We start from the raw sequence: 24308 nt of genomic DNA on the forward strand, positions 1-24308 counted from the left end.
CTTCGACGGCGACGGCGACCGCTGCGGGGTGGTCGACGACGAGGGCGAGGAGATCTTCGCCGACAAGATCGGCCTGATGCTGGCGCGCGACCTCTCGGCCCTGCACAAGGACGCCACCTTCGTGGTCGACGTGAAGTCCACGGGCCTGTTCGCCACCGACGAGGTGCTGAAGGCGAACGGCGCCAGGACCGTCTACTGGAAGACCGGCCACTCCTACATCAAGCGCAAGACCGCCGAACTGGGCGCGCTGGCCGGGTTCGAGAAGTCCGGCCACTTCTTCTTCAACCCGCCGAACGGGCGCGGCTACGATGACGGCCTGGTCGCCGCCGCGGCGATCCTGTCCATGCTCGACCGCAATCCGGGCAAGAAGCTGTCGGACCTGAAGAGGGCCCTGCCGGTGGCCTGGACCTCGCTCACCATGAGCCCGCACTGCGCGGACGAGGAGAAGTACGCCGTGGTCGACCGGATCGTGGCCGAATACCAGCAGCTGCGCGACGCCGGCGGGACCATCCTGGGGCGAAGGATCGCCGAGCTGATCACCGTCAACGGCGTGCGCGTGGCCCTGGAGGACGGCTCCTGGGTGCTGGTGCGGGCCTCCTCCAACAAGCCCGAGCTGGTGGTGGTGGTCGAGAGCCTGAGGTCGGAGGACGACATGCGCGCCCTGTTCCGCCAGGAGGTGAAGCCGCGGCTCGCCAGATACCCGCAGATCGGCGCCTACAACCAGGAGATCTGAGGCGCCCCTTGTGTGATCCCGGCGTCGCGAAACCGGGATGACAGGCCGGCGGAACCCATGTTGAAAGCGCCTACCACCAAGCTCGGGGACAGCTCATGCACGTGGCGATGATCGGGACCGGCTATGTGGGCCTGGTCTCAGGCGCCTGTTTCGCCGACTTCGGCCACATCGTCACGTGCATCGACAAGGACGCCGGCAAGATCGAGCGCCTGAAGGCGGGCGGCATGCCGATCTACGAGCCGGGCCTGGACAGGCTGGTGGCGCGCAACGTCGAGGCCGGGCGGCTGTTCTTCGCGACCGAGGCGGCCGCGGCTGTGAAGGGCGCCGAGGCGGTGTTCATCGCGGTCGGCACGCCGTCGCGCCGCGGCGACGGCCATGCGGACCTGAGCTACGTCCATGCCGCCGCCGAGGAGATCGCGGGGCTGGTCGACGGCTTCACCGTGCTGGTCACCAAGTCCACCGTCCCGGTCGGCGCCGGCGACGAGATCGAGGCCATCGTCCGGCGCGTGCGCCCCGACGCGGACGTGGCGGTGGTCTCCAACCCCGAGTTCCTGCGCGAAGGCGCGGCGATCGAGGACTTCAAGCGGCCCGACCGGGTCGTGGTGGGGACGCAGGATCCACGCGCCCAGGCGGTGATGCGCGAGCTCTACCGCCCGCTCTATCTCAACGAGACGCCGATCCTGTTCACCAGCCGCCGGACCTCCGAGCTCACCAAATATGCGGCCAACGCCTTCCTGGCGATGAAGATCACCTTCATCAACGAGATCGCCGACCTCTGCGAGGCGGTGGAGGCCGACGTCCAGCAGGTGGCCCGCGGCATCGGGCTGGACAACCGCATCGGCGCGAAGTTCCTGCACGCCGGCCCGGGCTACGGCGGCTCCTGCTTTCCGAAGGACACCGTGGCGCTGGTGCGCACCGCGCGCGACGCCGGCGCGCCGGTCGAGCTCATCGAGACCACCGTGCGGGTCAACGACGCCCGCAAGAAGGCCATGGCGGAAAAGGTCAAGGCGGCGCTGGACGGCGGCGACCTGAGCGGCCGGGTGATCGGCGTGCTGGGGCTCACCTTCAAGCCGAACACCGACGACATGCGCGACGCGCCCTCGCTGGACATCGTGCCGGCGCTGCAGGCGGCCGGGGCGACGATCCAGGCCTTCGATCCCGAGGGGCTGCACGAGGCCCGTCAGCTGCTGCGCGACGTGATCTTCAAGGACGACCCCTACGACGTCGCCGAAGGCGCCGACGCCCTGGTGATCATCACCGAGTGGGACCAGTTCCGCGCCCTCGACCTCGACCGCATCAAGCTGATCATGAAGCGGCCGGTGATGATCGACCTGCGCAACATCTACAAGCCCGAGGACATGCGCGCCCGCGGCTTCGCCTACGCCAGCGTCGGCCGGGCCAGCGTCTGAGCGCTCAGGCAGGCGGCTCGACCAGCTTCCGATAGAGATGCCAGCTGGCGTGGCCGAGCACCGGCACCACGACGATCAGCCCGACCAGCGCCGGGATCGAGCCGGCGACCAGCAGGACGGCCACCACGATCGCCCAGAGCGCCAGGGGTCCCGGATTGGCCCGCACCGCGTCGATCGAGGTGCGGATGGCCACGTCCAGGTCCACGTGCCGGTCGAGCAGCAGCGGGAAGGAGACGACGCTGATCGCGAAGGCCACGACGGCGAAGACGAAGCCCACGCCGATGCCGATGGCGATCATCTCCCAGCCGGCGCCGGTCGCGAACACCTGGTGGACGAAGCCGTGGATGGTCCCGGGCGGGCCATTGCCGAACGCCAGGAGGCTGATCTCGTAGGCGGCCGCCAGCCACAGCCCGAACAGCGCGACGAGGATCAGGCCCATGCCGACGATCGGGACGATGGCGGGCGATTCGATGACCCGCCCGGCGTCGATCCAGCTCACCGGCTGCCCCTTCTCGCGGCGGCGGCTGATTTCATAGAGCCCGAGCGCGGCCAGCGGTCCAAGCAGAGCGAAGCCCGCCGCCAGGGGGAAGATCATCGGCAGCAGCGCATAGTGCATGGCCAAGGCGGCGAGAATGATCCCGGCCAGCGGGTAGATGATGGCGATGAACACCACGTCGTCGCGCGCCGCGGCGAAGTCGGCCAGGCCCTTGCGCAGCGAATCCCACAGCTCGGCGACCTGGATCCGGCGGACCCGCGGCTCGACCCGGGCGGCCGCGCGCGCGGCGCGGTCCCGCCGCCCGGCGCCGGAGAACGACCAGCTCAGCTTCTCGAGCACGTACTCGAACGGGTTTTCGACGTGATTGTGGACCGCCATGGCGAGGCCTCCGGACCCTGCAATGGGCGCGGTTCGCGCAAGGCTCCCGCCGTCGGGCAGGCGTCTGAGCGAGACCGCACCCCCGAAACGAACGCCCAGCCTAGCACGATGATCCGCTCAGGCGGAGACCCCGTGCGGCGCGGCGAACTTCGGGTCGGTGAGGTCTTCGATGAAGCACAGGGTCTTCAGGACCGCGACGTCGTCCTTCTGGCGGCCGATCACCTGCAGGGCGAGCGGCAGGCCGAGCGAGGAGACGCCGATGGGCGCCGATCCCGCGGGATTGCGCGTCATGTTGAGCCCGGGCGTGAACTGCACCCACTCCGCCCCGGCCGGCTGGCCGTTGATCAGGCCCTGCCCGCCGATCTTCGGCGGATGGCCGGCCAGGGTGAGGGTGATGAGCACCTCGGCGTCCTCCATCGCCGCGTTCAGCCGCCAGGCGAGCGAATGGGCGAGATCGAGCGACTGGGCGTAGGCCGCCGCCCCATAGCCGAGGCCCGCCTCGATCTGCTGGCGCAGGTCCGGATCGATCTTCTCCCACTCGGGCGTGCCCTTCAGGTGGCCCTGGGCGCGGGCCCGCTGGGCGGCCCAGATCACGAACCAGGCGAGGTTGGGGCTCTCGTCCCAGACCTTGTCCTTGCGCACCACCTCGACGCCGGCCGCGGCGAGCTCGTCGACCACCGCCTGGGCGCGGGCCAGCACCTCGTCGTCGACCCGCGCAAAGCCCATGGTCGGCGACCAGATCACCTTGCGCGGGCGGTTGTCGCCGTCGAGCGCGCGCCGCCAGGAGGTCCCGTCGGAAGGCAGGCTGTAGGGATCGGTGGGCTCGAGGCCGCGCACGGCGTCCAGCGCCAGGGCCGTGTCGCGCACGCGCAGCGCCATGGGCCCCTTGACCGCCAGCACGCCCGAGCCCGGCGCATTGGGCCCGCCGTTCGGGACCTGGCCCTGGGTGCACTTGATCCCGGAGAAGCCGCACACCGCCGAGGGGATGCGGATCGAGCCGCCGCCGTCCGAGCCGGTGGCCAGCGGCGTGACGCCTGCCGCCACCGCCGAGGCCGAGCCGCCGGAGGAGCCGCCGGCATGGTAGTCCGGGTTCCACGGATTGCGCGTTACCCCGAACGGGATGTTCTCGGTCAACGCCTTGAAGCCGAAGGCCGGGGTGTTGGCCTTGCCGACCACCACGCAGCCCGCCGCCTTCAGCCGGCCCACCAGCACGGAGTCGGCTTTGGCGGGGGCGACGTCCTGGTGCAGCGCCGAGCCGTAGGTCGTCTTGTAGCCGGCCGCGTCCTCCAGGTCCTTCACCAGCAGCGGGATGCCGGCGAGCGGGCCCACGGCATCGCCCTTCGCGAGCCGCGCGTCCACCGCCTCGGCCTCGGCCAGGGCCCGCTTCGGATCGACCGCGCAGACCGCGTTCAGCCGTGGGTTGGTCGCCTCGATGTTGGCCAGCGCCGCCTCGGTGAGCTCGCGGGCCGAGAGCCGCCGCTCGCGCACCTGGCCCACCAGCGCCTCGATGGTCGTGGTCCGGAAGTCCATGCGCGCGCCCTCCTGATCGGCGATCACCATACGACGGCGGGACGCGGGCGCGCGCAAGGCTGCGGTGTTGTCCGGCCGCGGAAAGTCTGTGACGCTCGGCCGCCAGCCAGAGGGAGACCGCCATGGCCCTGGACGATGCGGCGCCGGTGCTGCCGAACGACCTCTCCGCCTTCTGGATGCCGTTCACCGACAATCGCGCCTTCAAGGCGGGCCCGCGGCTGCTCGCCTCGGCCAAGGACATGCACTACACGACCGTCGACGGCCGCAGGCTGCTCGACGGCACGGCCGGGCTGTGGTGCGTCAACGCCGGCCACTGCCGCGAGCCGATCGTCGAGGCGATCCGGCGCGAGGCCGGCGTCCTCGACTACGCGCCCTCCTTCCAGCTTTCGCATCCCAAGGCCTTCGAGTTCGCCCAGCGGCTGGCGGCGATCCTGCCCGCCGGTCTCGACAACGTGTTCTTCGGCAACTCCGGGTCGGAAGCGGTCGACAGCGCGCTGAAGATCGCGCTCGCCTACCAGCGCGCCATCGGCCAGGGGACGCGCACGCGGCTGATCGGCCGCGAGAAGGGCTACCATGGGGTGGGCTTCGGCGGCATCTCGGTGGGCGGGCTGCCCAACAACCGGCGCGCCTATGCCCTGCTGCCCGGCGTCGACCACATCCGCCACACGCTCGATCCCGCGCAGGCCTTCACCCGCGGCCAGCCGGAGCGGGGCGCCGAGCTCGCCGAGGACCTGGAGCGGTTGGTGGCCCTGCACGGCGCCGACACCATCGCCGCGGTGATCGTCGAGCCGCTGGCCGGCTCGGCCGGCGTGCTCGTGCCGCCGAAGGGCTACCTCGAGCGGCTGCGGGCGATCTGCGACGCGCACGGCATCCTGCTGATCTTCGACGAGGTGATCACCGGCTTCGGCCGCCTGGGCGCGGCCACCGCCGCCGAGCGGTTCGGCGTGACGCCGGACCTGATCACGCTGGCCAAGGGCCTCACCAACGCCTCGGTCCCGATGGGCGCGGTGGGCGTGAAAGCCGAAATCTACCGCGCCGTTGTGGAGCAGGCTCCGGCCGGCATCGAGCTGTTCCACGGCTACACCTATTCCGCCCACCCGCTGGCGGTGGCGGCGGGCGGCGCGGCGCTCAGCCTGTACGCCGAGGAGGCCCTGTTCGAGCGCGTGGCGGCCCTCGAGCCTCGGTGGGCGGACGCCGTCCACAGCCTCGACGGCGCGCGGCACATGAAGGACGTCCGCAACCTCGGCCTGGTCGCCGGCATCGAGCTCGAGCCCCGCGAGGGCGCGCCCGGCAAGCGCGGCGCCGAGGCCTTCCAGCGGCTGTTCGAGGCGGGCGCGCTGATCCGCGTGACCGGCGACACCATCGCGCTCTCGCCCCCGCTGATCATCTCCGAGGCGCAGATCGAAGAGCTCGTCGGCCGCATCGGCGAGGCGCTGAAGGGCGTGGCCTAGAGTTCATCCGACCGCACCGCCTCGAGCGTGCGCGCGGCGGCGCTGGCGATGTCCGGCTGGCGCGTGCGGTAGTAGGGCAGCGCGATCGCGGCCGTCGAGAGCGCCCAGCCGCGACCGCGGGTCCAGGCGGCGGGCGCCGGGGCCCCCCCGGCAACCCACCGGCACACCGACCAGGGCCAGGGAAAGGCTTCGTCGGTCGGCCGCGGCCCAAGGGGACCGGAACCGGCAGGGGCAGGCGCGGCGCCAGGCGCGGCAGCCAGGTCTGCTCCTTCTCGACCTGGGGAGCCGCCCATTCGACGCGCGGCAGTCGCACCGCGAGATGGGCGCCGAGCCGGAACATGGCGTTGTCCGTGCCCGAGGCCGGCGCGGGCACGATCGAGCGGCGCGCCCAGTGGGGGAACTGCGCCTCCAGCAGCCGTTCGACCGTCGCGACGCCGATCTCGATGCGAAGCGGCCCGCTCACGCCAGGGCCGCCGCGCGCTTCGGGTAGAACCGGCGAAGCAGCGCCCACTGGCCGAGCATGGCCGGGAGCGCCAGGAAGACCCCGAGCTCGATGGGCGCGCCGATCGCGAACAGCGTCGCGGTGACGAGGCACGCGGCGAAGCAGCCGATGTCCCAGCCCGCCTCGGTCACCATCGAGAAGCGCAGGTTGCAGGGCGAGGCCTTGTTCAGGTTGGCGGTGACCGTGACCAGCACCGGGATCAGCAGCGGGAAGAACAGCGCGCTGGCCGCATTGGCCGCGATCGCCAGCGACGGACGGCTGAGGCTCGCGACCCGCAGGATCAGGATGGCGACGCCCGCGCTGTAGGCGATGGCGGCGCTGCGGCGGCCGTGGCCGGCGTCGACGTGGGGGCCGAGCACCAGCGCGCCGCCCGCGCCGACCAGGCCGGCGAGCGCCATGGCCCCGCCGTAGGCCGAGAAGCTCTGCTTCAGGGTCACGAACAGCGCGATCTGCCAGACGAACAGCCAGCAGGTGTCGAACCAGCCGTCGGCGACCATCATCAGGAAGGCTGGCCGCGCCGCGGCGAGCGCGCCCGGCGCTTGCGCCTTCACCGGCACTTCGGGCGTCCGCAGGATCGGCCAGACCGCCGCGAGCTGGATCACCGCCACGAGGCTGAAGGCCGCGAGCGGCCCCAGCGTCAGCAGCAGGCTCGCCCCGGCCAGCGGCGAGACGATGCCGATCAGCGCCATCAGGGCTTCGCGCGCGGCCACCTGATGCCCGCGGTGCTCCGCATCGCCGATCGCGGCGTAGTAGGCGTTGTAGCTCATCCAGTAGAGCACCTCGCCCAGGCCGGAGACGGCCGCCAGCGCCGCGAGCGCGGGCCCTATGCCGTGCACGAAGGCGAGCAGCGGATATTGCAGGGCCATGACCGCGGAGCCCGCGATCAGCAGCCGCTTGACGCCGAAGCGCTTGGCGAGCGGCAGGAGCGTGGGGCGCACGACGAAGCGGCCCACGACCACCGCTGCCTGGGTGAGCAGCGCCGCCGGGATCGGCACGCCCGCGTGCAGCAGGAAGACGAAGAAGAACAGCCCGCCGGCGCCCTGGGCGAAGGTGACGAAGGCGGAATGCAGGTGCACGCGGTTGACCGCGCGGTTGGCGAGAAAGGCCATGGGAAACCGAGAGGCAGGAGTCAGGGATGACGCGGGCGTCTTTGCCCGGTCAGCGGCGCGGTGCGCTCAGCGCTCGTTCCTACCCATGAGGAGAACCCTCTTCAGCACCAGGACTATGCCCGCCGCGGCGCCTCGCCGCAAGCCGCCGCGTCCGACTCCCGGTCCGACCGATCAGAAGCCGAACTGGCTCAGCCGGACCACGACCTGGCCGATCCAGAGCGCGCCGGCCCAGAAGGCCACGGCGAGCAGCGCGACGAAGGCCAGGCAGGCGAGCGAGCTCACGCTCCGGTTCACCTCCGGCCGCGCCGCGCCCCCGAAGACGAGGTGGCGCCGCATCTATCCTCCCCAAGCTCTTTATTCCGCGCCGTCGAGCGACGCGGTTGTGTCGAGACTGACACAACAGTTAAGGCTTGGGTAGGGTTGCTCTCGATCCGCCTGCATCCTGCTCCCCCTGCGGGAGAAGGCGCACGGGCGTCTTGCCTAGCGGGCGGGCTCCTCAGGCAGGGGCTTCACAAGCAACAGGGTGGTGAGCCCGCTGTTCCACGCCTCGTCGGGATACCGCGCGGCCTCGCGATAGCCCCGGGCGGCGTAGAAGGCTTGGCTGCGAAGGTTGAAGGTGTCGGTCTCGAGACGCGCCGAGGCGAATCCGGCCCGAGCGATCTCCGCCTCCGCCAGATCCATCAGGCGACGGCCGACACCCTGGCGGGCATGGGGGGAAGCCACGTGCAGGGCGTTGACGAAATCGCCGTCCCAATCGACCAGGCCCGCGACCTCGCCCGCCGAATCGGCAACCCAGAAGAGGTGACCGCGCGCGCTCACATACGCTGCGGGCCGATCTTCCAGGATGAATGCTGCGGCCGCCGCCTCGCTGACGTTCGGCCGCCACGTGCTCTCGAACGTATCGTACAGGACGGCGCGCAGGCCCGGTCCGTCCTGCGGTCCCGCTCGGCGGATGGTCATCTGGCCAGCTTCGCTCATCTTCGCGCCGCGGTGCGACCCTTCAGCCGTCAGCGCCTGGCTGACATCGTCTCCCGCAGGAGAGAAGGAGGCTAAGCCGCCGCCTGCTTCACGGCCCCGGCGATCTCCTTGACCACCTGGTTGACCAGCTTCTCGTCGTCGCCCTCGGCCATGATGCGGATCAGGGGCTCGGTGCCCGAGGCGCGCACCACGAGCCGGCCCGAGCCGTTGAGCCGCTCCTCGGCCTGGGCGATGACCGCCTTGACCTGCTCGCTCTCCAGCGGCTTGCCGGCCGCGAAGCGCACGTTCTCCAGCTTCTGCGGCGCCGGCTCGAACTGGCGGGCGAGCGAACTCATCGGCTGGTCGCTCTCCTTCAGCACCGCTAGCACCTGCAGCGCCGCCAGCAGCCCGTCGCCGGTGGTCGCGAAGTCGCGCAGGATGATGTGGCCCGACTGCTCGCCGCCGAGGTTGAAGCCGCCCTCGCGCATCCGCATCATCACCGCGCGGTCGCCGACCGGCGTGCGGTGCAGCACGAGACCGCGCTCGGCCAGGAACCGCTCCAGCCCGAGGTTCGAGTAGAGCGTCGCCACCACCCCGCCGCCGGTCAGCCGGTCGCGCTTGGCCCAGTTGTCGGCGATCAGGGCCATGATCTGGTCGCCGTCGATCATCTGCCCCTTCTCGTCGCAGACGATCACCCGGTCGGCGTCGCCGTCGAGCGCGATGCCGATGTCGGCGCGGTATTCCTTGACCATCTTCTGCATGGCCGCGGGGTGCGTGGAGCCGCACTCCTCGTTGACGTTGAAGCCATTGGGCGAGACGCCCACCGGCAGCACCTCGGCGCCCAGCTCGTAGAGCGCCTCGGGCGCCACCTTGTAGGCTGCGCCGTTGGCGCAATCGATGACGATGCGCAGGCCCGCCAGGTTCAGCCGGCGCGGGAAGGTCGCCTTGGCGATCTCCACATAGCGCGCCTGGCAGTCGTCGATCCGCTGCACGCGGCCGAGCGCCTGGGGCGAGGCCAGCCCTTCCTCCAGGCCCTGGTCCATCAGGGCCTCGATCTCCAACTCGCGCTCGTCGGAGAGCTTGTAGCCGTCGGGCCCGAACAGCTTGATCCCGTTGTCGGCGAAGTGGTTGTGCGAGGCCGAGATCATCACCCCCAGGTCGGCGCGCAAGGATCGGGTCATCATCGCCACGCCCGGGGTCGGCAGGGGTCCGAACAGCCGCACGTCCATGCCCACCGAGGTGAAGCCCGCCACCAGGGCCGGCTCGATCATGTAGCCCGAGAGCCGGGTGTCCTTGCCGATCACCACCAGGTGGCGCCGGTCGTCCTTGGACATGAAGATCTTGCCGGCGGCCATGCCGACCCGCAGGGCCACCTCCGCGGTCATTGGATAGCGGTTGGCCTGGCCGCGGATTCCGTCGGTCCCGAAGTAGGCGCGCTTGCTCATCAGCTGCTCACGAAACGATCCGAAACCCAGATTTAGTCGACGGTGCTTTGTTGAATGGTAAAGCCGGGCGCGCCGGCGCTCGACCACTGGCGTTTATCACAAAGGAAGCCAAAGCCTATGTGCGGCATCATCGGCATCGTCGGCGCAAAGCCCGTCCAGGACCGGCTGATCGACAGTCTCAAGCGCCTGGAATACCGCGGCTACGACTCGGCGGGCGTCGCCGGCGTGGTGGACGGGCACGTCGAGCGCCGCCGCGCCAAGGGCAAGATCCGCGCGCTGGAGGACGTGCTCGCCGCCGAGCCGCTGCCGGCCAGCGTCGGCATCGGTCACACCCGCTGGGCGACCCATGGCGCGCCCTCGCAGATCAACGCCCACCCGCAGCGCGCTGGGCGCGTCACCCTGGTCCACAACGGAATCATCGAGAACTACGCCGAGCTGCGCGAGGCCCTGAAGGAAAAGGGCCGCACCTTCGAGAGCGAGACCGACACCGAGGTGATCGCACAGCTGCTCGACTACGAGCTCCAGACCCGGCCGCCGATCGAGGCCCTGAAGGCCACGCTCGACCAGCTCACCGGCGCCTACGCCATCGCCGTGCTGATCGACGGCGAGGACGAACTGATCATGGGCGCCCGCCGGGGCTCGCCGCTGGTCGTGGGCTATGGCGACGGCGAGATGTTCCTGGGAAGCGACGCCCTGGCGGTCGGGCCGTTCACCAACCAGATCGCCTACCTGGACGAGGGCGACTACGTGGCCATCGACCGCAAGGCCGCGCACGTGTTCGACGAGGCCGGCCGGGCGGTGCAGCGGCCGGTCCGCACCGTCGCCGCCGCGGCGGCGCTCGTCGAGAAGGGCAACTACCGGCACTTCATGGAGAAGGAGATCCATGACCAGCCGGACGCCTGCCAGCACACGCTGTCGGCCTACATCAACCCGACCACCGGTCATGTGCATGCGCCGGGCGGCGTGGACCTGGCCCGGTTCGACCGGGTGCAGATCGTGGCCTGCGGCACCGCCAGCTACGCCGGCCAGATCGGCCGCTACCTGTTCGAGAAGCTGGCCGGCCTGCCGTGCGACGTGGAGGTCGCCTCGGAGTTCCGTTACCGACAGCCGGCGGTGACGCCCGCCACGCTCGCGATCGCCGTCTCGCAGTCCGGCGAGACCGCCGACACGCTGGCGGCCCTGCGCTGGTGCAAGGCCCAGGGGCTGACCACCGCGGCGGTGGTCAACGTCCACGAATCGACCATGGCGCGGGAGGCCGACGTGCTGTTCCCGACCCATGCCGGCCCGGAGATCGGGGTCGCCTCCACCAAGGCGTTCACCAGCCAGGTGGCGGCGCTCACCGCGCTGGCGCTCGCCGCCGCGGCGGCCCGCGGGCGGCTGAAGCCCGGCGAGGAGGCGCACGACACGCGCCTGCTGCTGGAAGCGCCGCGTCTGATCGCCGAGGCGATCCAGCTCGAGGACCAGATCCGCACGCTCGCGCCCGAGCTCGCCAAAGCCCGCGACGTGCTCTACCTCGGCCGCGGGCCGATGTATCCGTTGGCCCTCGAAGGGGCGCTGAAACTCAAGGAGATCAGCTACATCCACGCCGAGGGCTACGCCGCCGGGGAGCTGAAGCACGGGCCCATCGCGCTGATCGACGAAACCACGCCGGTGATCGTCATCGCGCCGTCCGACCCGCTGTTCGACAAGACCATCTCCAACATGAGCGAGGTGGCGGCCCGCGGCGGCAGGGTGATCCTGATCACCGACGAGGAGGGCGCCCGCAACGCCCCGGCCGGCGCCCGGGTGATCGTGGGCCCGACCTGCGACCCCATGCTCGCGCCCATGGTCTACGCCCCGCCGATCCAGCTCCTCGCCTACTATGTCGCAGTCCAGAAGGGCGCCGACGTCGATCAGCCGCGCAACCTGGCCAAGTCGGTCACCGTGGAGTAGCGGCGAGCCGCACGCCCTGGCAGGCTGGTCACGCAATCAGCGGGGCGCGCGATGGTCAATGAGACGGGTCCCTGGGCGAATCGGGCGCCGCGGCCGCCGCCGGCCCCGCGGCGGACGGGGCTCTGGGTGCTGTTCGGGCTCGGGCTGGGCGCCCTGGTGCTGGGGCTCGCGCGGGCCTTTCCCGAAGCGGTGCGTACGCGCGGCGCCTGGGCCGACGCGGCCTATTCCGCCGGCCTGGTGGTGCTGGTCTCCGCCGGCCTGTTCCGCGCCAGCCGCAGCCGATTCGCCGACCGGCTGAAGCATGCGGCGGCGTGGCTCGCGATCGCCGCGGTGCTGGCGCTGGGATTCGCCTACCGCGACGAGCTCAAGGGGATCCCGCAGCACCTGCGGCTCGCCTTCAGCGCCGGCGATCCCGTGCGCACGGGTGACCATGAGCTGGTCATCCCGCAGGACGACCAGGGCGTCTTCGTGGTGGTCGGCAAGGTCAACGGGCAGCGCGTCCGCTTCGTGGTCGACACCGGCGCGACCGATACGGTGCTCAATCTGGACGACGCGCGCCGGCTGGGGATCGATCCCGCCCGGCTGCAGTTCGTGGAGGCGGCCGAGACCGCCAACGGCAAGGGCTACGGCGCCCGCGTCCGCGCGCGCCGCCTCGAGATCGGCCCGATCGTCCTCGATGGCTTCGAGATGGTCGTGAACCAGGCGCCGATGCGCAGCTCTCTGCTCGGCCTGAGCTTTCTCAAGCAGCTCGATTCGTTCGAGATCCGCGGCCGCACTCTCGTTCTGAAATGGCATGAGCCGGCGGGCTGAGCCGCGCCAGCCCCCACAAAAGCAAAACGGCCGCTCCTGGGAGCGGCCGTTCGCGGAGAAAAGATCAGTCGATCTTACTTCTTCGGCGGAGTCGAAGAAGACATCGAGCTCGTGCTCGAGGTCGAGTTCGTCGCGCCGGCCGTGGCGTTGGTGTCCGCCGGGGCCGTCGAGTTGGTCGCGCCAGCCGTGGCGTTGGTTTCCGCCGGGGCCGTCGTGGTCGTGGTGTTGGTGTCGGTCGCCGTCGTGGCGTTGGTGTCAGCCGTGGCCGTGTTGTCCGCCTTCTTTTGGCAGGCCGACAGGCTCACCGCGAGAACCGCAGCCGCAGCAACCGAAGTCAGGATACGCAGTTTCATGGATTGCTCCCCTGGAGGACTATCCCCCGACGCACAACTCATACACGGCTTCGTGAGTTCGCGAAATCGTGATCGTTCATGCGGCATGGATTTTTGTCGCAAGGACCTGTGGATTTCAACCCGCCCCTCCTCTAGTCCGCGAGAGGGATCACGGCGGCGCGCCGGTCGCATGGGCCCAGGCGCGGCCGAGCCTCGGCTGCAGTATCGGGTCTCTGTTCGGAGGAGTGAATGTCCAGTCGCGTGCGCAAGGCCGTGCTGCCGGTGGCGGGCCTGGGGACCCGGGTCCTGCCGGCGGCCAAGGCCACGCCGAAGAATCTCCTGAACGTCGTCGACCGGCCGATCCTGTCGTACATCGTGGAGGAGGCGCGCGCGGCGGGCGTTGAGCATTTCGTGTTCGTCGTCGGCCGCGGCCAGGGCGCCATCGAGGACTATTTCGACGCCAATCCCGAGGTCGAGGGTGCGCTCGAGGCCAAGGCCAAGGCGGACGTCCTGGCCGACGTCCGCGGCGACCTCGGCCCGCCGGGCGAGATGAGCTTCGTGCGCCAGATGGCCCCGCTGGGCCTCGGCCACGCGGTCTGGTGCGCCCGCCACGTGGTCGGGAACGAGCCCTTCGCAGTCATCCTGCCGGACATGCTGATGACAGCGGAGCCCCCGGCGCTCGCCCAAGCCGTGGCCGCCTACGACAAGGTGGGCGGGAACATCGTGGTGGTCGAACCCGCGCCCAAGGGGGAGGCCCACAAGTACGGCATCGTCGCCCTGGAGGCGCAGGACGGCCGGCTCAACCGCATGACCGGCATGGTCGAAAAGCCGCCGCCCGGGACCGAGCCCTCCAACCTGTTCATCTCCGGACGCTACATCCTGCAGCCGGACATCTTCGGCGTGCTGGAGACCCAGGAGCGCGGCGCGGGCGGCGAGATCCAGCTCACCGACGCCATGGCCAAGCTATTGAAAAGCCAGGCCTTCCACGCCCTGGAGTACGACGGGACCACCTACGACTGCGGGGACAAGATCGGCCTCTTGCGCGCCAATGTGGCCTTCGCGCTGCGCCGCCCCGAGCTCGCCGCGGCCGCCCGCAAGGCGATCCAGGCGCTGTTGTGACTGCGGCGGCCTGTCGCAGTTTGGCTTGGCGAAAGCGCCCTTCGTAGGGTAGCCCTTTGCCCGGGGGACCCACGTCGTGGAGTTGCGATGCGCGTATTGATCCTCGGCGGCGACGGCTTCTGCGGCTGGCCGACCGCGCTTCATCTGTCGGCCCGCGGCCATGATGTCCAGATCGTCGACAACCTCTCGCGCCGGCGGATCGACGGCGAGCTGGGCGCCGGCTCGCTCACCCCGATCGTGTCGCTGGACGAACGGCTGGCGGCGTGGCGGAAGGTCTCCGGACGCGCGATCCGCGCCCACGACATCACCGTCGGCAAGGATTACGACGAGCTCCTCGATCTCCTGAAGGCCTTCCGGCCGGACGCGGTGGTGCACTTCGCCGAGCAGCGCGCCGCGCCCTATTCGATGAAGTCCGCGCGCCACAAGCGCTACACCGTCGACAACAACCTCAACGCCACCAACGACATCCTGGCCGCGATCGTCGACTCCGGGCTCGACATCCACCTCGCGCACCTGGGGACCATGGGCGTCTACGGCTACGGCACGGTGGGGATGGCGATCCCCGAGGGCTATCTGACCGTCAAGGTGGAGACGCCGGCCGGCTGGGTGGAGAAGGAGATGCTCTATCCGCCGAGCCCCGGTTCGATCTATCACATGACCAAGACCCAGGACGCCCTGCTGTTCCAGTTCTACGCCAGGAACGACAAGGTCCGGATCACCGACCTGCACCAGGGCATCGTCTGGGGCACCCAGACCACCGAGACGCGACTGGATCGGCGGCTGATCAACCGCTTCGACTACGACGGCGACTACGGCACCGTGCTCAACCGCTTCCTGATGCAGGCGGCGGTCGGCTACCCGCTGACCGTGCATGGGGTCGGCGGCCAGACCCGGGCCTTCATCAACATCCAGGATACGGTGCGCTGCGTCGAGCTGGCGCTCGGCCATCCCCCCGCGCGCGGCGAGCGGGTCAAGGTGATGAACCAGATGACCGAATGCTGGCGGGTGCGCGACCTAGCCCAGATGGTTTCGCGCCTCACGGGCGCCGAGATCGCCTATCTGCCGAACCCGCGCGAGGAAGCCGACGAGAACGAGCTTTCGGTGGAGAACCGCCGGCTGCTCTCCTACGGTCTCGAGCCGATCACCCTCGAGGAGGGCCTGCTCCTGGAAGTGACCGAGATCGCCCGCTGCTTCGCCGACCGGGCCGACCACTCGAAGATCCGCTGCGTCTCGGCCTGGAACGCCGAGCGGGCCGCGGCCACCGCGGGCGTGGGCGCGGAGGCGGCGGTGGCCGCGGAATAAGACGCCCAAGCTGTTCGTCTTCGGCCTCGGCTACGCCGGGCGCGCGCTCGCCGCGCGGCTGGGCCGCCAGGGCTGGACGGTCCTCGCCAGCGCCCGGGACGCCGAGGAGGCGCATCGCGCGGCGGCCGCCGGCGCAGCTCCCGTCCGCCTGGACGATGAGGCCGCGCTCGCCGAGGCGCTCGCCGGGACCGACGCCCTGCTGGTCACCGCTCCGCCCGGCGAGACCGGCTGCCCGGGGCTCGCCGCCCTGGTCCCGGCGCTCGCCAGGGCCGGAGCGTTCCCGGCCTGGACCGGCTATCTCTCGACCACCGGCGTCTACGGCGACCGCGGCGGGCGCTGGGTGTTCGAGGCGAGCCGGCTCGCGGCGGGCTCCGCCGAGGGCGCGCGGCGCGCGGCGGCCGAGCGTGACTGGCTGGAGGTGGGCCGCGGCATGGGGCTCACGGTCGCGATCTTCCGCCTGCCCGGAACCTATGGGCCTGGCCGCTCGGCGTTCGACCGGCTGCGGGCGGGGCAGGCCCGCCGGATCGCCGCGCCCGGGCAGGTGTTCTCGCGCATCCACGTGGACGACCTGGCCGCGGGCCTGGCGGCCTCGATCGCGCGGCCGCGGCCGGGCGGGATCTACAACCTCTGCGACGACGAGCCGGCGGCCAACAGCGAGGTCATCGCCTACGCCGCGCGCCTGCTCGGGATCGAGCCGCCCCCGGAGATCCCGCTCGCCGAGGCCGCGCTGCCGGCCGCCTCCCGGCGGTTCTATGCCGAGAGCAAGCGCGTCTCCAACGCCCGCGCCAAGGCCGAGCTGGGCTGGCGGCCCGCCTATCCGAGCTATCGGGAAGGCCTGCGCGCAATCCTCGCCGCCGGCGCATAGCGCAGGCTCAAGCCACCTCGCCCACCGCGGCGATCAGCCTGGCGATGTCCTGCGGGCGGGAGAGGCGGTGGTCGCCGTCCTTGACCAGCGTAAAGACCACGTCCTCGCCCTTGATCGCCTGGGCCAGCTCGAGCGCGTGGGTCCAGGGCACGTCCGGATCCTCGCCGCCCTGCAGGATGCGCACGGGAACTTCGATCGGCACGGGACCGGGCAGGATCGACCAGCGGGCGCCGTCCTCCAGCAGGGTTCGGGTGATCGGATAGGGCTCTCCGTAGAGCGACGGCCTGAGCCAGACGCCCTCGCGCTCGAGCGCCGCGCGGCCCTGCGGCGGGAGACCCGGCTTCATCAGCGCTTCCGTGAAATCGGGCGCCGGGGCGACCAGCACCATGGCCTTGATGCGCTCCGGCGCGGCCAGGGCCGCCAGACAGGCGAGCCAGCCGCCCATGGACGAGCCGACCAGCACCGCCTCGCCCTCGACCAGCGCCTCCAGCACCGCGAGCGCGTCGGCCCGCCAGCGGGTGATCGTCCCTTGCTGGAAATCGCCGTCCGAAGCGCCGTGGCCGAAATAGTCGAAGCGCACGTAGCTGCGGCCCGCCGCCTGCGCCCACTCGGCGAGCGCCTGGGCCTTGGTCCCGGTCATGTCGGACCGGAAGCCGCCCAGCCATACCACCGCGGCCCCCCGCCCGTCGATCTTGCGCCAGGCGAGCCGCGCGCCATCGTCGCGAGTCAGATATCCTGCCTGCTCGGCCATGGCTCGCTCATAGCGCGGGGTCGCCCCCGCGTCAGCGCGCCGCCGCGTGGGCCGGTCCCTTTTCGAGGTAAGCGAAGGACGTGCCGCTGCCGCCCGATTTCACCTTGCTGCAAGTGGTGCCGGAGCTGGAGACCGGCGGCGCCGAGCAGACCACCATCGATGTCGCGCGCGCGGTGATCGAGGCCGGCGGCAAGGCCCTGGTCGCCACCCGCGGCGGGCGCATGGCCGCCCGCCTGATCGCCGACGGCGGACGCCTGGCGCAGATGCCTGTCCACGCGAAGAATCCCCTGGCCGTGCTCGGCAACGCCGCCCGGCTGGTGGAGCTGATCCAGCGCGAAGCGGTGAGCCTGGTCCACGCCCGCTCGCGCATGCCGGCCTTCTCGGCCCTGTGGGCGGCGCGGGCGACGCGCAAGCCCTTCGTCACCACCTACCACGGCATCTATTCGGCGAGGTCGAGCCCCAAGCGCTGGTTCAATGCGGTGATGACGCGCGGCGACCTGGTGATCGCCAATTCGGAGTACACGCGCCGTCACATCCTTGCGGAGCACCACGTCGACCCCGCCAAGGTCGTGGCCATCCCGCGCGGCGTCGACCTCGACCGGTTCAATCCGGCCTGGGTGACGCCGGACCGAACCGAGGCGTTGCGGCGGGCCTGGAGCCTCGCCGAGGACGGCCGCCGCACGGTTTTCCTGCTCGCCGGCCGCCTCTCCCCGGTGAAGGGCCACGCGACGATCATCGAAGCGGCCGGAGCCCTGCGCGCCCGCGGCCGCGACGACTTCCTGATCCTGGTGGTCGGCGACGACCAGGGCCGCACCGGCTATCGCGAGGCGCTGGCCAGGCAGATCGCCGAGGGCGGGCTCTCCGAGCGCGTGCGCCTGCTCGGTCATTGCGACGACATGCCGGCCGCCTACCTCATCGCCGACGTGGCGCTCGCGGCCCGCACCACGCCCGAGGCTTTCGGGCGCACGGCCGTGGAGCCCCAGGTCATGGGCCGGCCGGTGATCGCCTCGGCCTGCGGGGCCCAGACCGAGACGGTGGTCGACGCCGTCACCGGCTGGCTCGTCGCGCCGGGCGATGCGCAGGCCTGGGCGGCCGCCATGATGCGGGCCATGGATCTCGGCCCCGGCCGAAGGCTGAAGATGGGCGAGGCAGGAATGAACCGGGCGCGCCAGCTCTACCGCAAGGACGCCATGTGCGCCGCCACGCTCGCCGCCTACGAACGGGTGCTGGAGGCCCGCCCCTGATGGTCCGCCGCGGCGTCGAGAAGATCCTGGTGATCAAGCTGTCAGCCCTGGGCGACTTCGTCCTGGCGCTGGCGGCGATGAAGAAGATCCGCGAGGCGCATCGCAAGGCGCACATCTCTCTGCTCACCACTCCGCCCTTCGAGGGCCTGGGCAAGGCGAGCCCCTATTTCAACGCCGTCCACACCGACGGGCGCCCCGAGACGTTCGGCCAGTGGATGGCGCTTCGAAGACGTCTGAAGGCGGCGGCCTACGACCGGGTCTACGACCTGCAGACCTCCAACCACTCCAACCGGATCTTCCACCTGCTGCGGCCCGATCCGCCGGCCTGGTCGGGCATCGCGCTCGGCTGCTCGCTGGCGCACCGGAATCCCTTGCGGAATTCGATGCACACGCTCGAGCGCCAGGCCGACCAGCTGATGTACGCCGGCATCTGGCCGGACGCGCCCACCTCGCCCGGCGCCGCGCCGCCGCCGGACCTCTCCTGGGTCTGGCGCAAGGAAGCGGGGGAGCGGCCCGTCGCGGGAGGCGTACGGCCGCGGCCCTATGTGATGTTCGTTCCCGGCGGCTCCGCGCATCGACCGGAGAAGTGGTGGCCGGTCGAGAACTACGCCGAACTGGCGCGCATCCTCTACGCGCGCGGCTACGACATCGTCATCATAGGCGGCGTGCAGGAGACGCCGCTCGCCCACGCCATCCAGCGGGTGGCGCCGCGCGCCCGCGACCTCACCGGCCGCACCGATTTCGCCCGGATCGCGGTGCTCGGCGCGAAGGCCGCTCTGGCGGTCGGCAACGACACCGGGCCGCTGCATCTGGCCGCCGCCGCCGGAGCGCCCACGGTGGTGCTGTTCTCGAAGGCCTCCGATCCGTCGGTGACCGCTCCGCGCGGGCGGGTCAGCATCGTGCAGTCCGACCGGCTCGCGGACCTGCCCGTGGCCAAGGTGGCCCAGGCGGCCTCGGCCCTGCTCAATCAGACGGCGGGCGCAGCTTGATAGTGCAGTAACCCTCCGCCATATACTGGCGCAGCGCGCCATCGTCTCGCGACGAGCCGGCGCGCTTTGGCTGAAACAACGAACGGAGCACCGCCTATTCGCCGCCCCATGCAAGCGCCACCCGTCAAAGACGGCCCGCGCATGAACGAAGACATCCGCGTCCCCCGCGTCCTCCTCATCGACCAGAATGGCGAGAAACAGGGGGTGATGCCCACCTCCGCCGCCATCGAAGCGGCGCAGGAAGCGGGCCTCGATCTGGTCGAGATCGTCCCCAACGCGGATCCGCCCGTTTGCAAGATCCTGGACTACGGCAAGTTCAAATTCCAGGAACAGAAGAAGAAGAACGAGGCGCGCAAGCGGCAGAAGGTGGTTGAGATCAAGGAGATCAAGCTCCGTCCCAACATCGACATCCATGACTACGATGTCAAAGCCCGCTCGATGACTCGTTTCTTCGAGGAAGGCGACAAGGTGAAGGTCACCCTGCGCTTCCGCGGCCGCGAGCTCGCCCACCCGGAGCTCGGCATGAAGCTGTTGCAGAAGGTGAAGGCGGACTTCGACCCGGTGGCCAAGGTCGAGTACGAGCCGCGCATGGAAGGCCGCCAGATGATCATGATCCTGGCGCCGAGGTAGGTCGGCTCCCTCTCCCGCGAGAGGCCCCTCGACAAGGGCGGGCGGAAAACGGATTTCGGTCTTGCCCCGGTGATCGGCTCGCCTTACCAGCGTCCGCCATGTCAGATACTGCGCCGCGGGAGGCGACGCCGCCTCGCTGGGCGGCGCCGTCGCTGATCGCTCTCATCTTCCTGAATCAGCTCGGCTTCGGGATCGTGGTCCCGCTGCTGCCCTTCTACGCGAAATCGTTCAACGCCCCGGCCTGGCTGATCGCGATGATCTTCTCGGCCTTCTCGATCGGCACCTTCTTCGGCGAGCCGTTCTGGGGGCGGCTGTCGGACAAGTACGGCCGCAAGCCGCTGCTGATCTCCACCATCTGCGGCAACTGTCTCTGCTATTTCGCCTTGGCCTTCGCCCCGACGGCCGGGGCGGCGTTCCTCATCCGCCTGCTGGGCGGTCTTTCCAGCGGCAACGGCTCGGTCGTGCAGGGCTACCTCGCCGACGTCACCCCGCCGGAGAAGCGCACCCGGGTGATGAGCTGGATGAGCGCCTCGTGGAACGTGGGCCTCATCGTCGGTCCGACGCTGGGGGGAGTGTTCGCCAAGCCGAGCCTCGGGCCGATCGGCTTCCAGCTGCCGCTGTTCGTCGCCTCGGGCCTGTTCGCCACCTCCGCCGTCTGCATCGCGCTGTTCATCCGCGAGAGCCGGCAACGCGACCAGACCAACACCCACCGGCCGAACCGCTGGGCGGCGTTCGGCGAGGCGATCCGCGATCCGATCATCGGACGGCTGTTCCTGCTCACCTTCATGGTCGGCTTCGCCTTCACCGGCATCGAATCGATCTTCGGGCTGTGGACCCAGGCCAAGTTCGGCTGGGGCCCACGCGACGTGGGCGTGGCCTTCGCCTTCGTCGGCGTCGCCTCGGCGATCACCCAGATGACCCTGACCGGCCCCTTGTCCGAGCGCTATGGCCAGGGGACCATGCTGGCCATCGGCATGGCCATCACCATGGTCTGCATCGGCCTGCAGCCGCTGTCGCCGGGCGGCGCCTACACCATCGCCCTGATGACCGCCTCGGCGGTCGGCCAGTCGGTCGCCTGGCCGAACGTCTCGGCGATGATCTCGCAGAGCGCCGAGCCGCACCGCCAGGGCCAGATCCTGGGGCTCAACAACGCCATGGGCGCGGCCGCGCGCGTGGCGGGGCCGTTCTGCGCGGGGCTGTCATTCTCCGGGCTGACCATCGATGGGCCCTACATCCAGGGCGCGCTGGTCGTCGCCCCGGCGATCTGGCTGGCGCTGTCGGCCGGCCGACGGGTGACGGAAAGCCGGGCGCACGCCGAGCCTGTGGCGGCCGAATAGTCAGCCGATCGCAGTTTTCAGCGCCGCCGCGGTCTGCTTGGCCGCCTCGACCACCGCCGGCGAGACGTCGGCCATGATGTAGAAGTCGTGCGGCAGGTGCGGGTATTCGACATGGCGCGCCTCGACGCCCGCCTGCTTCAGCCGCTCGGCGTAGGCGTAGCCCTCGTCCTTGAGGCAGTCGTGGCCGGCGGTGACGATCAGCGCCGGCGCGGCGCCGCGCAGCTCGCGGTCAATCGGCGAAAGCCGGTGCGCCTCGGGATGGCCGGCGGCGGCCAGCATCTTCTCGAACCAGCGCATCGCCTGGAAGCTGAGGATCGGCCCGTCCAGCGTCCGGCGCGACGGCGTCGTCCACTCCGAGCTCGTCGCCGGATAGAGCAGCAGCTGGAAGGCGAGATGGCGGTCAGGATCGTCCTTCAGGTCGATGGCCACCGTGGCGGCCAGATTGCCGCCGGCGGAATCGCCGCCCACGGCGATCCGCGTGCGGTCGACGCCGATCTCGCCGGCGTGGTCGAACGCCCACCGGGCCGCCGCCAGCGCGTCGTCGTGGCCCTTGGGAAAGGGGTGCTCGGGGGCGAGCCGATAGTCCACCGCCATCACCCGGCAGCTCCCCCAGCGCGCCATCCGGCGGCAGTGGCCGTCGTGCGTCTCGAGGTCGCCGATCACCCAGCCGCCGCCGTGGAAGTAGACCAGGAGGCCCGAGGGCTTGCCGAGACCCTGCGGCTCATAGAGCCGCACCGGGATCTCGCCGTGCGGGCCGGGGAGCGCGAAATCGCGGATGTCCACGTCCCTGGGCGCGTTCTGGTCCTGGCTCTGCCGCTGCGCCCGGTAGCCGGCCCGCACCATCTCCGGCGGCAGCTCGTCGATGGGCGGCAGCGGGGTCTCCGCCGCGGCCTTGGCCTGCGCCTCGAGGTGGCTGCGGAAGTGGGGATCGATCTCGGACATGCAGTGCTCCTTCCCTCCTCTTCAGGGGAGGGATGTCCGCGAAGCGGACAGGGTGGGGGAGCGGGGCTGGCGGCAAGCTCTCAGCTTGGCCCGCTCAGCCCCACCCGGCCCGAGCTTCGCTCGGTCCGCCCTCCCCTGAAGAGGAGGGCTGGGACCAGCTCTGCGCTACTCCGCGGCTTCCTTCGGCGCGTAGCCGAGGATGGCCTTGGTCTCCAGGAACTCGTGGAAGGCGAAGTCGCCCCACTCGCGCCCGTTGCCGCTCTTCTTGTAGCCGCCGAAGGGGGCGGTCATGTCCGAGCCGCCGTTGATCGAGACCTGGCCGGCGCGGATCCGCTTGGCGATCTTGCGGGCCTGATCGAGGTCGGCGCCGTTCACGTAGCCCGCGAGGCCGTATTCGGTGTCGTTGCCGATCTCGATCGCCTGATCGACGGACTCGTAGCCGAGGATGGACAGCACCGGCCCGAAGATCTCCTCGCGCGCGATGGTCATGTCGTTGGTGACGTTGCCGAACACCGTCGGCTTCACATAGTAGCCCTTGTCGAGACCCTCGGGCCGGCCCGGACCGCCGGTGACCAGCGTCGCGCCTTCCTCGACGCCCTTCTTGATGAGCGCCTGGATCTTGTTGAACTGCACCTCGGAGACCACCGGGCCCAGCATGGCGTTGCCGTTCGGATCGCCGACCGTGACCTGATCGGCGGCTTCCTTGGCCACCGCCATGGCCTCGGCCATGCGCTTCGTCGGGACGAGCATGCGGGTCGGCGCGTTACAGGACTGGCCGGAATTGGTCATCATGTGCTGCACGCCGCGCGCCACGCTCTTGGCGAAGACGCTGTCGTCCAGGACGATGTTCGGGCTTTTGCCGCCCAGTTCCTGAGCCACCCGCTTGACCCCGGGCGCGGCGTTCTTGGCCACCTCGATTCCGGCCCGCGTCGAGCCGGTGAAGGAGACCATGTCGATGTCCGGGTGGCTGGAGAGCGCCACGCCCACGCCCGGCCCGTCGCCATGCACCAGGTTGAACACGCCCGCGGGCACGCCGGCGGCCTGCATGATCTCGGCGAAGATATGGCCCGAGAACGGCGCCACCTCGGAAGGCTTCAGCACCATGGTGCAGCCGGTGGCGATGGCCGGGGCCACCTTGCAGGCGATCTGGTTGAGCGGCCAGTTCCACGGGGTGATGAAGCCGCAGACGCCGATCGGCTCCTTCACGATCATGGTGGCGCCGCGGTCTTCCTCGAACTTGAAGTCCTTGAGGATCTGGGCGGCGGTGGCGAGGTGGCCCATGCCCGCCGGCACCTGCGCGCGCTGGGCGAGCGAGGCGGGGGCGCCCATCTCTTCGGTGACCGCGGTCGCCAGGTCGCCGAACCGCTTCTGGTATTCGGCGAGGATGCGCTGCAGCACCTCGATCCGCTCCTCGCGGCTGGTCTGCGACCAGGCCGGGAAGGCCTTCTTCGCCGCCTTCACGGCCTTGTCCACGTCGGTCGCATTGCCGAGCGCGATCTTGCCGCAGACCTGCTCGGTCGCTGGATTGATGACGTCGAGCGTCTTGTTGTCGGTCGGGTCGACCCACTTGCCGTCGATGTAGAACTTCAGGTACTCGCGCATGGACGTCCTCCTGGACCGTTCGCTGGTTCGCTCGATTTTGGCCAGCCGGAGCCCGCGCGCCCCGACCTTCAAACGCGCATTTTAGTGATCGGCGGTAAGGGTGGAAGAGTCCAGAGGGCAAATATCCGGCATTCGCTCGCCCCATTGAGCGCCCCTTCCTCCTCGATGGAGGAAGGGTAGGGATGGTGGTGTGAGCAGGGCGGCGAAGTGGCTGGCCTCGTTTGGCGCGCGCGCCAAGCTGCGCACGTGACGTCACCTCCGCGGACACACCACCACCCAATCCTCCTCCATCGAGGAGGAGGGCTCGTGCGAGGCCTACACCGACCGAGAACCGAAGCGCCTGTCGACTTCTCGGCCGTAAACCTCCTCACCTACCTCGGGCGAAAGAGCCGCGTTGAGCGCGAACATCGCTCGCTTTAGGTCGTCGTGGGTGAAGAAGCTCG

Annotated in this window: 22 protein-coding genes and 2 pseudogenes; 12 read left to right on the top strand and 12 right to left on the bottom strand. The window is 70.4% G+C overall.

Features of this window, described 5'->3' with window-relative positions; all coding sequences use genetic code 11:
• Positions 1-733, top strand: a pseudogene (locus VLI41_RS15880) (phosphomannomutase/phosphoglucomutase); the annotation flags it as partial.
• Between the two features lie 95 nt (positions 734-828).
• Positions 829-2142 carry a UDP-glucose/GDP-mannose dehydrogenase family protein gene (locus tag VLI41_RS15885; protein ID WP_325269064.1) on the top strand — a complete coding sequence of 438 codons (1314 nt, stop codon included), beginning with the start codon at positions 829-831 and terminating at the stop codon, positions 2140-2142.
• Positions 2143-2146: 4 nt separating this feature from the next.
• Here the strand turns inward: VLI41_RS15885 and VLI41_RS15890 are convergent, their stop codons facing one another.
• A complete protein-coding gene (locus VLI41_RS15890; protein ID WP_325269065.1) occupies positions 2147-3016 on the bottom strand; it encodes a DUF2189 domain-containing protein in 870 nt (289 codons plus the stop codon).
• A 117-nt stretch (positions 3017-3133) separates the two neighbouring features.
• A complete protein-coding gene (locus VLI41_RS15895) occupies positions 3134-4546 on the bottom strand; it encodes an amidase (RefSeq protein WP_325269066.1) in 1413 nt (470 codons plus the stop codon).
• A gap of 122 nt (positions 4547-4668) precedes the next feature.
• Between VLI41_RS15895 and VLI41_RS15900 the strand changes: the two genes are divergently transcribed.
• Entirely contained in the window at positions 4669-5997 is a 1329-nt protein-coding gene (locus tag VLI41_RS15900; protein ID WP_325269067.1) for an aspartate aminotransferase family protein, read from the top strand.
• Here the strand turns inward: VLI41_RS15900 and VLI41_RS15905 are convergent.
• The 6 genes and pseudogenes from VLI41_RS15905 to glmM all read right to left on the bottom strand — a co-directional run bounded on the left by VLI41_RS15905 (position 5994) and on the right by glmM (position 10010).
• Complete coding sequence (locus VLI41_RS15905) at positions 5994-6164, bottom strand: hypothetical protein (RefSeq protein ID WP_325269068.1); 171 nt, start codon at positions 6162-6164, stop codon at positions 5994-5996. The genes VLI41_RS15900 and VLI41_RS15905 overlap by 4 nt on opposite strands.
• 26 nt (positions 6165-6190) lie before the next feature.
• Positions 6191-6337, bottom strand: a pseudogene (locus VLI41_RS16845) (phosphotransferase); the annotation flags it as partial.
• A gap of 119 nt (positions 6338-6456) precedes the next feature.
• Positions 6457-7608: an MFS transporter gene (locus tag VLI41_RS15910; RefSeq protein ID WP_325269069.1), complete on the bottom strand. Its 1152-nt coding sequence runs from the start codon at positions 7606-7608 to the stop codon at positions 6457-6459.
• A gap of 171 nt (positions 7609-7779) precedes the next feature.
• Positions 7780-7944, bottom strand: a complete 165-nt coding sequence (locus VLI41_RS15915) for a hypothetical protein (protein WP_325269070.1) — start codon at positions 7942-7944, stop codon at positions 7780-7782.
• Positions 7945-8088: 144 nt separating this feature from the next.
• Positions 8089-8586, bottom strand: coding sequence for a GNAT family N-acetyltransferase (locus VLI41_RS15920; RefSeq protein ID WP_325269071.1), 498 nt, complete (start codon positions 8584-8586; stop codon positions 8089-8091).
• Between the two features lie 71 nt (positions 8587-8657).
• Positions 8658-10010 carry a phosphoglucosamine mutase gene (gene glmM / locus VLI41_RS15925; RefSeq protein WP_325269072.1) on the bottom strand — a complete coding sequence of 451 codons (1353 nt, stop codon included), beginning with the start codon at positions 10008-10010 and terminating at the stop codon, positions 8658-8660.
• Between the two features lie 117 nt (positions 10011-10127).
• On the opposite strand from glmM, the gene glmS reads away from it, so the two are divergent.
• Both glmS and VLI41_RS15935 read left to right on the top strand, forming a co-directional pair.
• A complete protein-coding gene (gene glmS, locus VLI41_RS15930; protein ID WP_325269073.1) occupies positions 10128-11942 on the top strand; it encodes a glutamine--fructose-6-phosphate transaminase (isomerizing) in 1815 nt (604 codons plus the stop codon).
• A 51-nt stretch (positions 11943-11993) separates the two neighbouring features.
• A complete protein-coding gene (locus tag VLI41_RS15935) occupies positions 11994-12752 on the top strand; it encodes a retropepsin-like aspartic protease family protein (protein ID WP_325269074.1) in 759 nt (252 codons plus the stop codon).
• Between the two features lie 74 nt (positions 12753-12826).
• Here VLI41_RS15935 and VLI41_RS15940 read toward each other — a convergent pair whose 3' ends face one another.
• Positions 12827-13105 carry a hypothetical protein gene (locus tag VLI41_RS15940; RefSeq protein WP_325269075.1) on the bottom strand — a complete coding sequence of 93 codons (279 nt, stop codon included), beginning with the start codon at positions 13103-13105 and terminating at the stop codon, positions 12827-12829.
• Positions 13106-13333: 228 nt separating this feature from the next.
• Between VLI41_RS15940 and VLI41_RS15945 the strand changes: the two genes are divergently transcribed.
• The 3 genes from VLI41_RS15945 (at position 13334) to VLI41_RS15955 (ending at position 16370) form a co-directional block, all read left to right on the top strand.
• Positions 13334-14203 (top strand): UTP--glucose-1-phosphate uridylyltransferase, encoded by an 870-nt coding sequence (locus tag VLI41_RS15945; protein ID WP_325269076.1) that lies wholly within the window; start codon positions 13334-13336, stop codon positions 14201-14203.
• 87 nt (positions 14204-14290) lie between these two features.
• Positions 14291-15505, top strand: coding sequence for an NAD-dependent epimerase/dehydratase family protein (locus VLI41_RS15950; protein ID WP_325269077.1), 1215 nt, complete (start codon positions 14291-14293; stop codon positions 15503-15505).
• A 10-nt stretch (positions 15506-15515) separates the two neighbouring features.
• Positions 15516-16370, top strand: a complete 855-nt coding sequence (locus VLI41_RS15955; RefSeq protein ID WP_325269102.1) for an NAD-dependent epimerase/dehydratase family protein — start codon at positions 15516-15518, stop codon at positions 16368-16370.
• 7 nt (positions 16371-16377) lie between these two features.
• Here the strand turns inward: VLI41_RS15955 and VLI41_RS15960 are convergent, their stop codons facing one another.
• Positions 16378-17121: an alpha/beta hydrolase gene (locus VLI41_RS15960; protein WP_325269078.1), complete on the bottom strand. Its 744-nt coding sequence runs from the start codon at positions 17119-17121 to the stop codon at positions 16378-16380.
• 80 nt (positions 17122-17201) lie between these two features.
• Here VLI41_RS15960 and VLI41_RS15965 point away from each other — a divergent pair, with 80 nt between their 5' ends.
• The 4 genes from VLI41_RS15965 (at position 17202) to VLI41_RS15980 (ending at position 21321) form a co-directional block, all read left to right on the top strand.
• Entirely contained in the window at positions 17202-18365 is a 1164-nt protein-coding gene (locus VLI41_RS15965; protein ID WP_325269079.1) for a glycosyltransferase family 4 protein, read from the top strand.
• On the top strand, positions 18365-19354 hold the full coding sequence (locus VLI41_RS15970; protein ID WP_325269080.1) for a glycosyltransferase family 9 protein: 990 nt from the start codon (positions 18365-18367) through the stop codon (positions 19352-19354). Before VLI41_RS15965 ends, VLI41_RS15970 begins: the two co-directional genes overlap by 1 nt.
• Positions 19355-19462: 108 nt before the next feature.
• Complete coding sequence (infC, locus tag VLI41_RS15975) at positions 19463-19984, top strand: translation initiation factor IF-3 (RefSeq protein ID WP_325269103.1); 522 nt, start codon at positions 19463-19465, stop codon at positions 19982-19984.
• A gap of 98 nt (positions 19985-20082) precedes the next feature.
• Positions 20083-21321, top strand: coding sequence for an MFS transporter (locus tag VLI41_RS15980; RefSeq protein WP_325269081.1), 1239 nt, complete (start codon positions 20083-20085; stop codon positions 21319-21321).
• On the opposite strand, the gene VLI41_RS15985 is transcribed toward VLI41_RS15980, so the two are convergent.
• Together VLI41_RS15985 and VLI41_RS15990 are read right to left on the bottom strand one after the other, a co-directional pair.
• Positions 21322-22263 carry an alpha/beta hydrolase gene (locus VLI41_RS15985; RefSeq protein ID WP_325269082.1) on the bottom strand — a complete coding sequence of 314 codons (942 nt, stop codon included), beginning with the start codon at positions 22261-22263 and terminating at the stop codon, positions 21322-21324.
• 165 nt (positions 22264-22428) lie between these two features.
• On the bottom strand, positions 22429-23865 hold the full coding sequence (locus VLI41_RS15990) for an aldehyde dehydrogenase family protein (protein WP_325269083.1): 1437 nt from the start codon (positions 23863-23865) through the stop codon (positions 22429-22431).
• Positions 23866-24308 lie beyond the last annotated feature (443 nt).

This window comes from Phenylobacterium sp., assembly GCF_035475775.1.
Taxonomy (GTDB): domain Bacteria; phylum Pseudomonadota; class Alphaproteobacteria; order Caulobacterales; family Caulobacteraceae; genus Phenylobacterium.

Bases quoted from the DNA above. Each gene is read 5' to 3' on its own strand.
- VLI41_RS15900 (WP_325269067.1), top strand. From the start codon at position 4,669: ATGGCCCTGGACGATGCGGCGCCGGTGCTGCCGAACGACCTCTCCGCC.
- VLI41_RS15980 (WP_325269081.1), top strand. From the start codon at position 20,083: ATGTCAGATACTGCGCCGCGGGAGGCGACGCCGCCTCGCTGGGCGGCG.
- infC (WP_325269103.1), top strand. From the start codon at position 19,463: ATGCAAGCGCCACCCGTCAAAGACGGCCCGCGCATGAACGAAGACATC.
- VLI41_RS15985 (WP_325269082.1), bottom strand. From the start codon at position 22,263: ATGTCCGAGATCGATCCCCACTTCCGCAGCCACCTCGAGGCGCAGGCC.
- VLI41_RS15915 (WP_325269070.1), bottom strand. From the start codon at position 7,944: ATGCGGCGCCACCTCGTCTTCGGGGGCGCGGCGCGGCCGGAGGTGAAC.
- VLI41_RS15920 (WP_325269071.1), bottom strand. From the start codon at position 8,586: ATGAGCGAAGCTGGCCAGATGACCATCCGCCGAGCGGGACCGCAGGAC.
- VLI41_RS15885 (WP_325269064.1), top strand. From the start codon at position 829: ATGCACGTGGCGATGATCGGGACCGGCTATGTGGGCCTGGTCTCAGGC.
- VLI41_RS15990 (WP_325269083.1), bottom strand. From the start codon at position 23,865: ATGCGCGAGTACCTGAAGTTCTACATCGACGGCAAGTGGGTCGACCCG.
- VLI41_RS15960 (WP_325269078.1), bottom strand. From the start codon at position 17,121: ATGGCCGAGCAGGCAGGATATCTGACTCGCGACGATGGCGCGCGGCTC.
- VLI41_RS15970 (WP_325269080.1), top strand. From the start codon at position 18,365: ATGGTCCGCCGCGGCGTCGAGAAGATCCTGGTGATCAAGCTGTCAGCC.
- VLI41_RS15910 (WP_325269069.1), bottom strand. From the start codon at position 7,608: ATGGCCTTTCTCGCCAACCGCGCGGTCAACCGCGTGCACCTGCATTCC.
- VLI41_RS15950 (WP_325269077.1), top strand. From the start codon at position 14,291: ATGCGCGTATTGATCCTCGGCGGCGACGGCTTCTGCGGCTGGCCGACC.
- glmS (WP_325269073.1), top strand. From the start codon at position 10,128: ATGTGCGGCATCATCGGCATCGTCGGCGCAAAGCCCGTCCAGGACCGG.
- VLI41_RS15895 (WP_325269066.1), bottom strand. From the start codon at position 4,546: ATGGACTTCCGGACCACGACCATCGAGGCGCTGGTGGGCCAGGTGCGC.
- VLI41_RS15935 (WP_325269074.1), top strand. From the start codon at position 11,994: ATGGTCAATGAGACGGGTCCCTGGGCGAATCGGGCGCCGCGGCCGCCG.
- VLI41_RS15940 (WP_325269075.1), bottom strand. From the start codon at position 13,105: ATGAAACTGCGTATCCTGACTTCGGTTGCTGCGGCTGCGGTTCTCGCG.
- glmM (WP_325269072.1), bottom strand. From the start codon at position 10,010: ATGAGCAAGCGCGCCTACTTCGGGACCGACGGAATCCGCGGCCAGGCC.
- VLI41_RS15890 (WP_325269065.1), bottom strand. From the start codon at position 3,016: ATGGCGGTCCACAATCACGTCGAAAACCCGTTCGAGTACGTGCTCGAG.
- VLI41_RS15945 (WP_325269076.1), top strand. From the start codon at position 13,334: ATGTCCAGTCGCGTGCGCAAGGCCGTGCTGCCGGTGGCGGGCCTGGGG.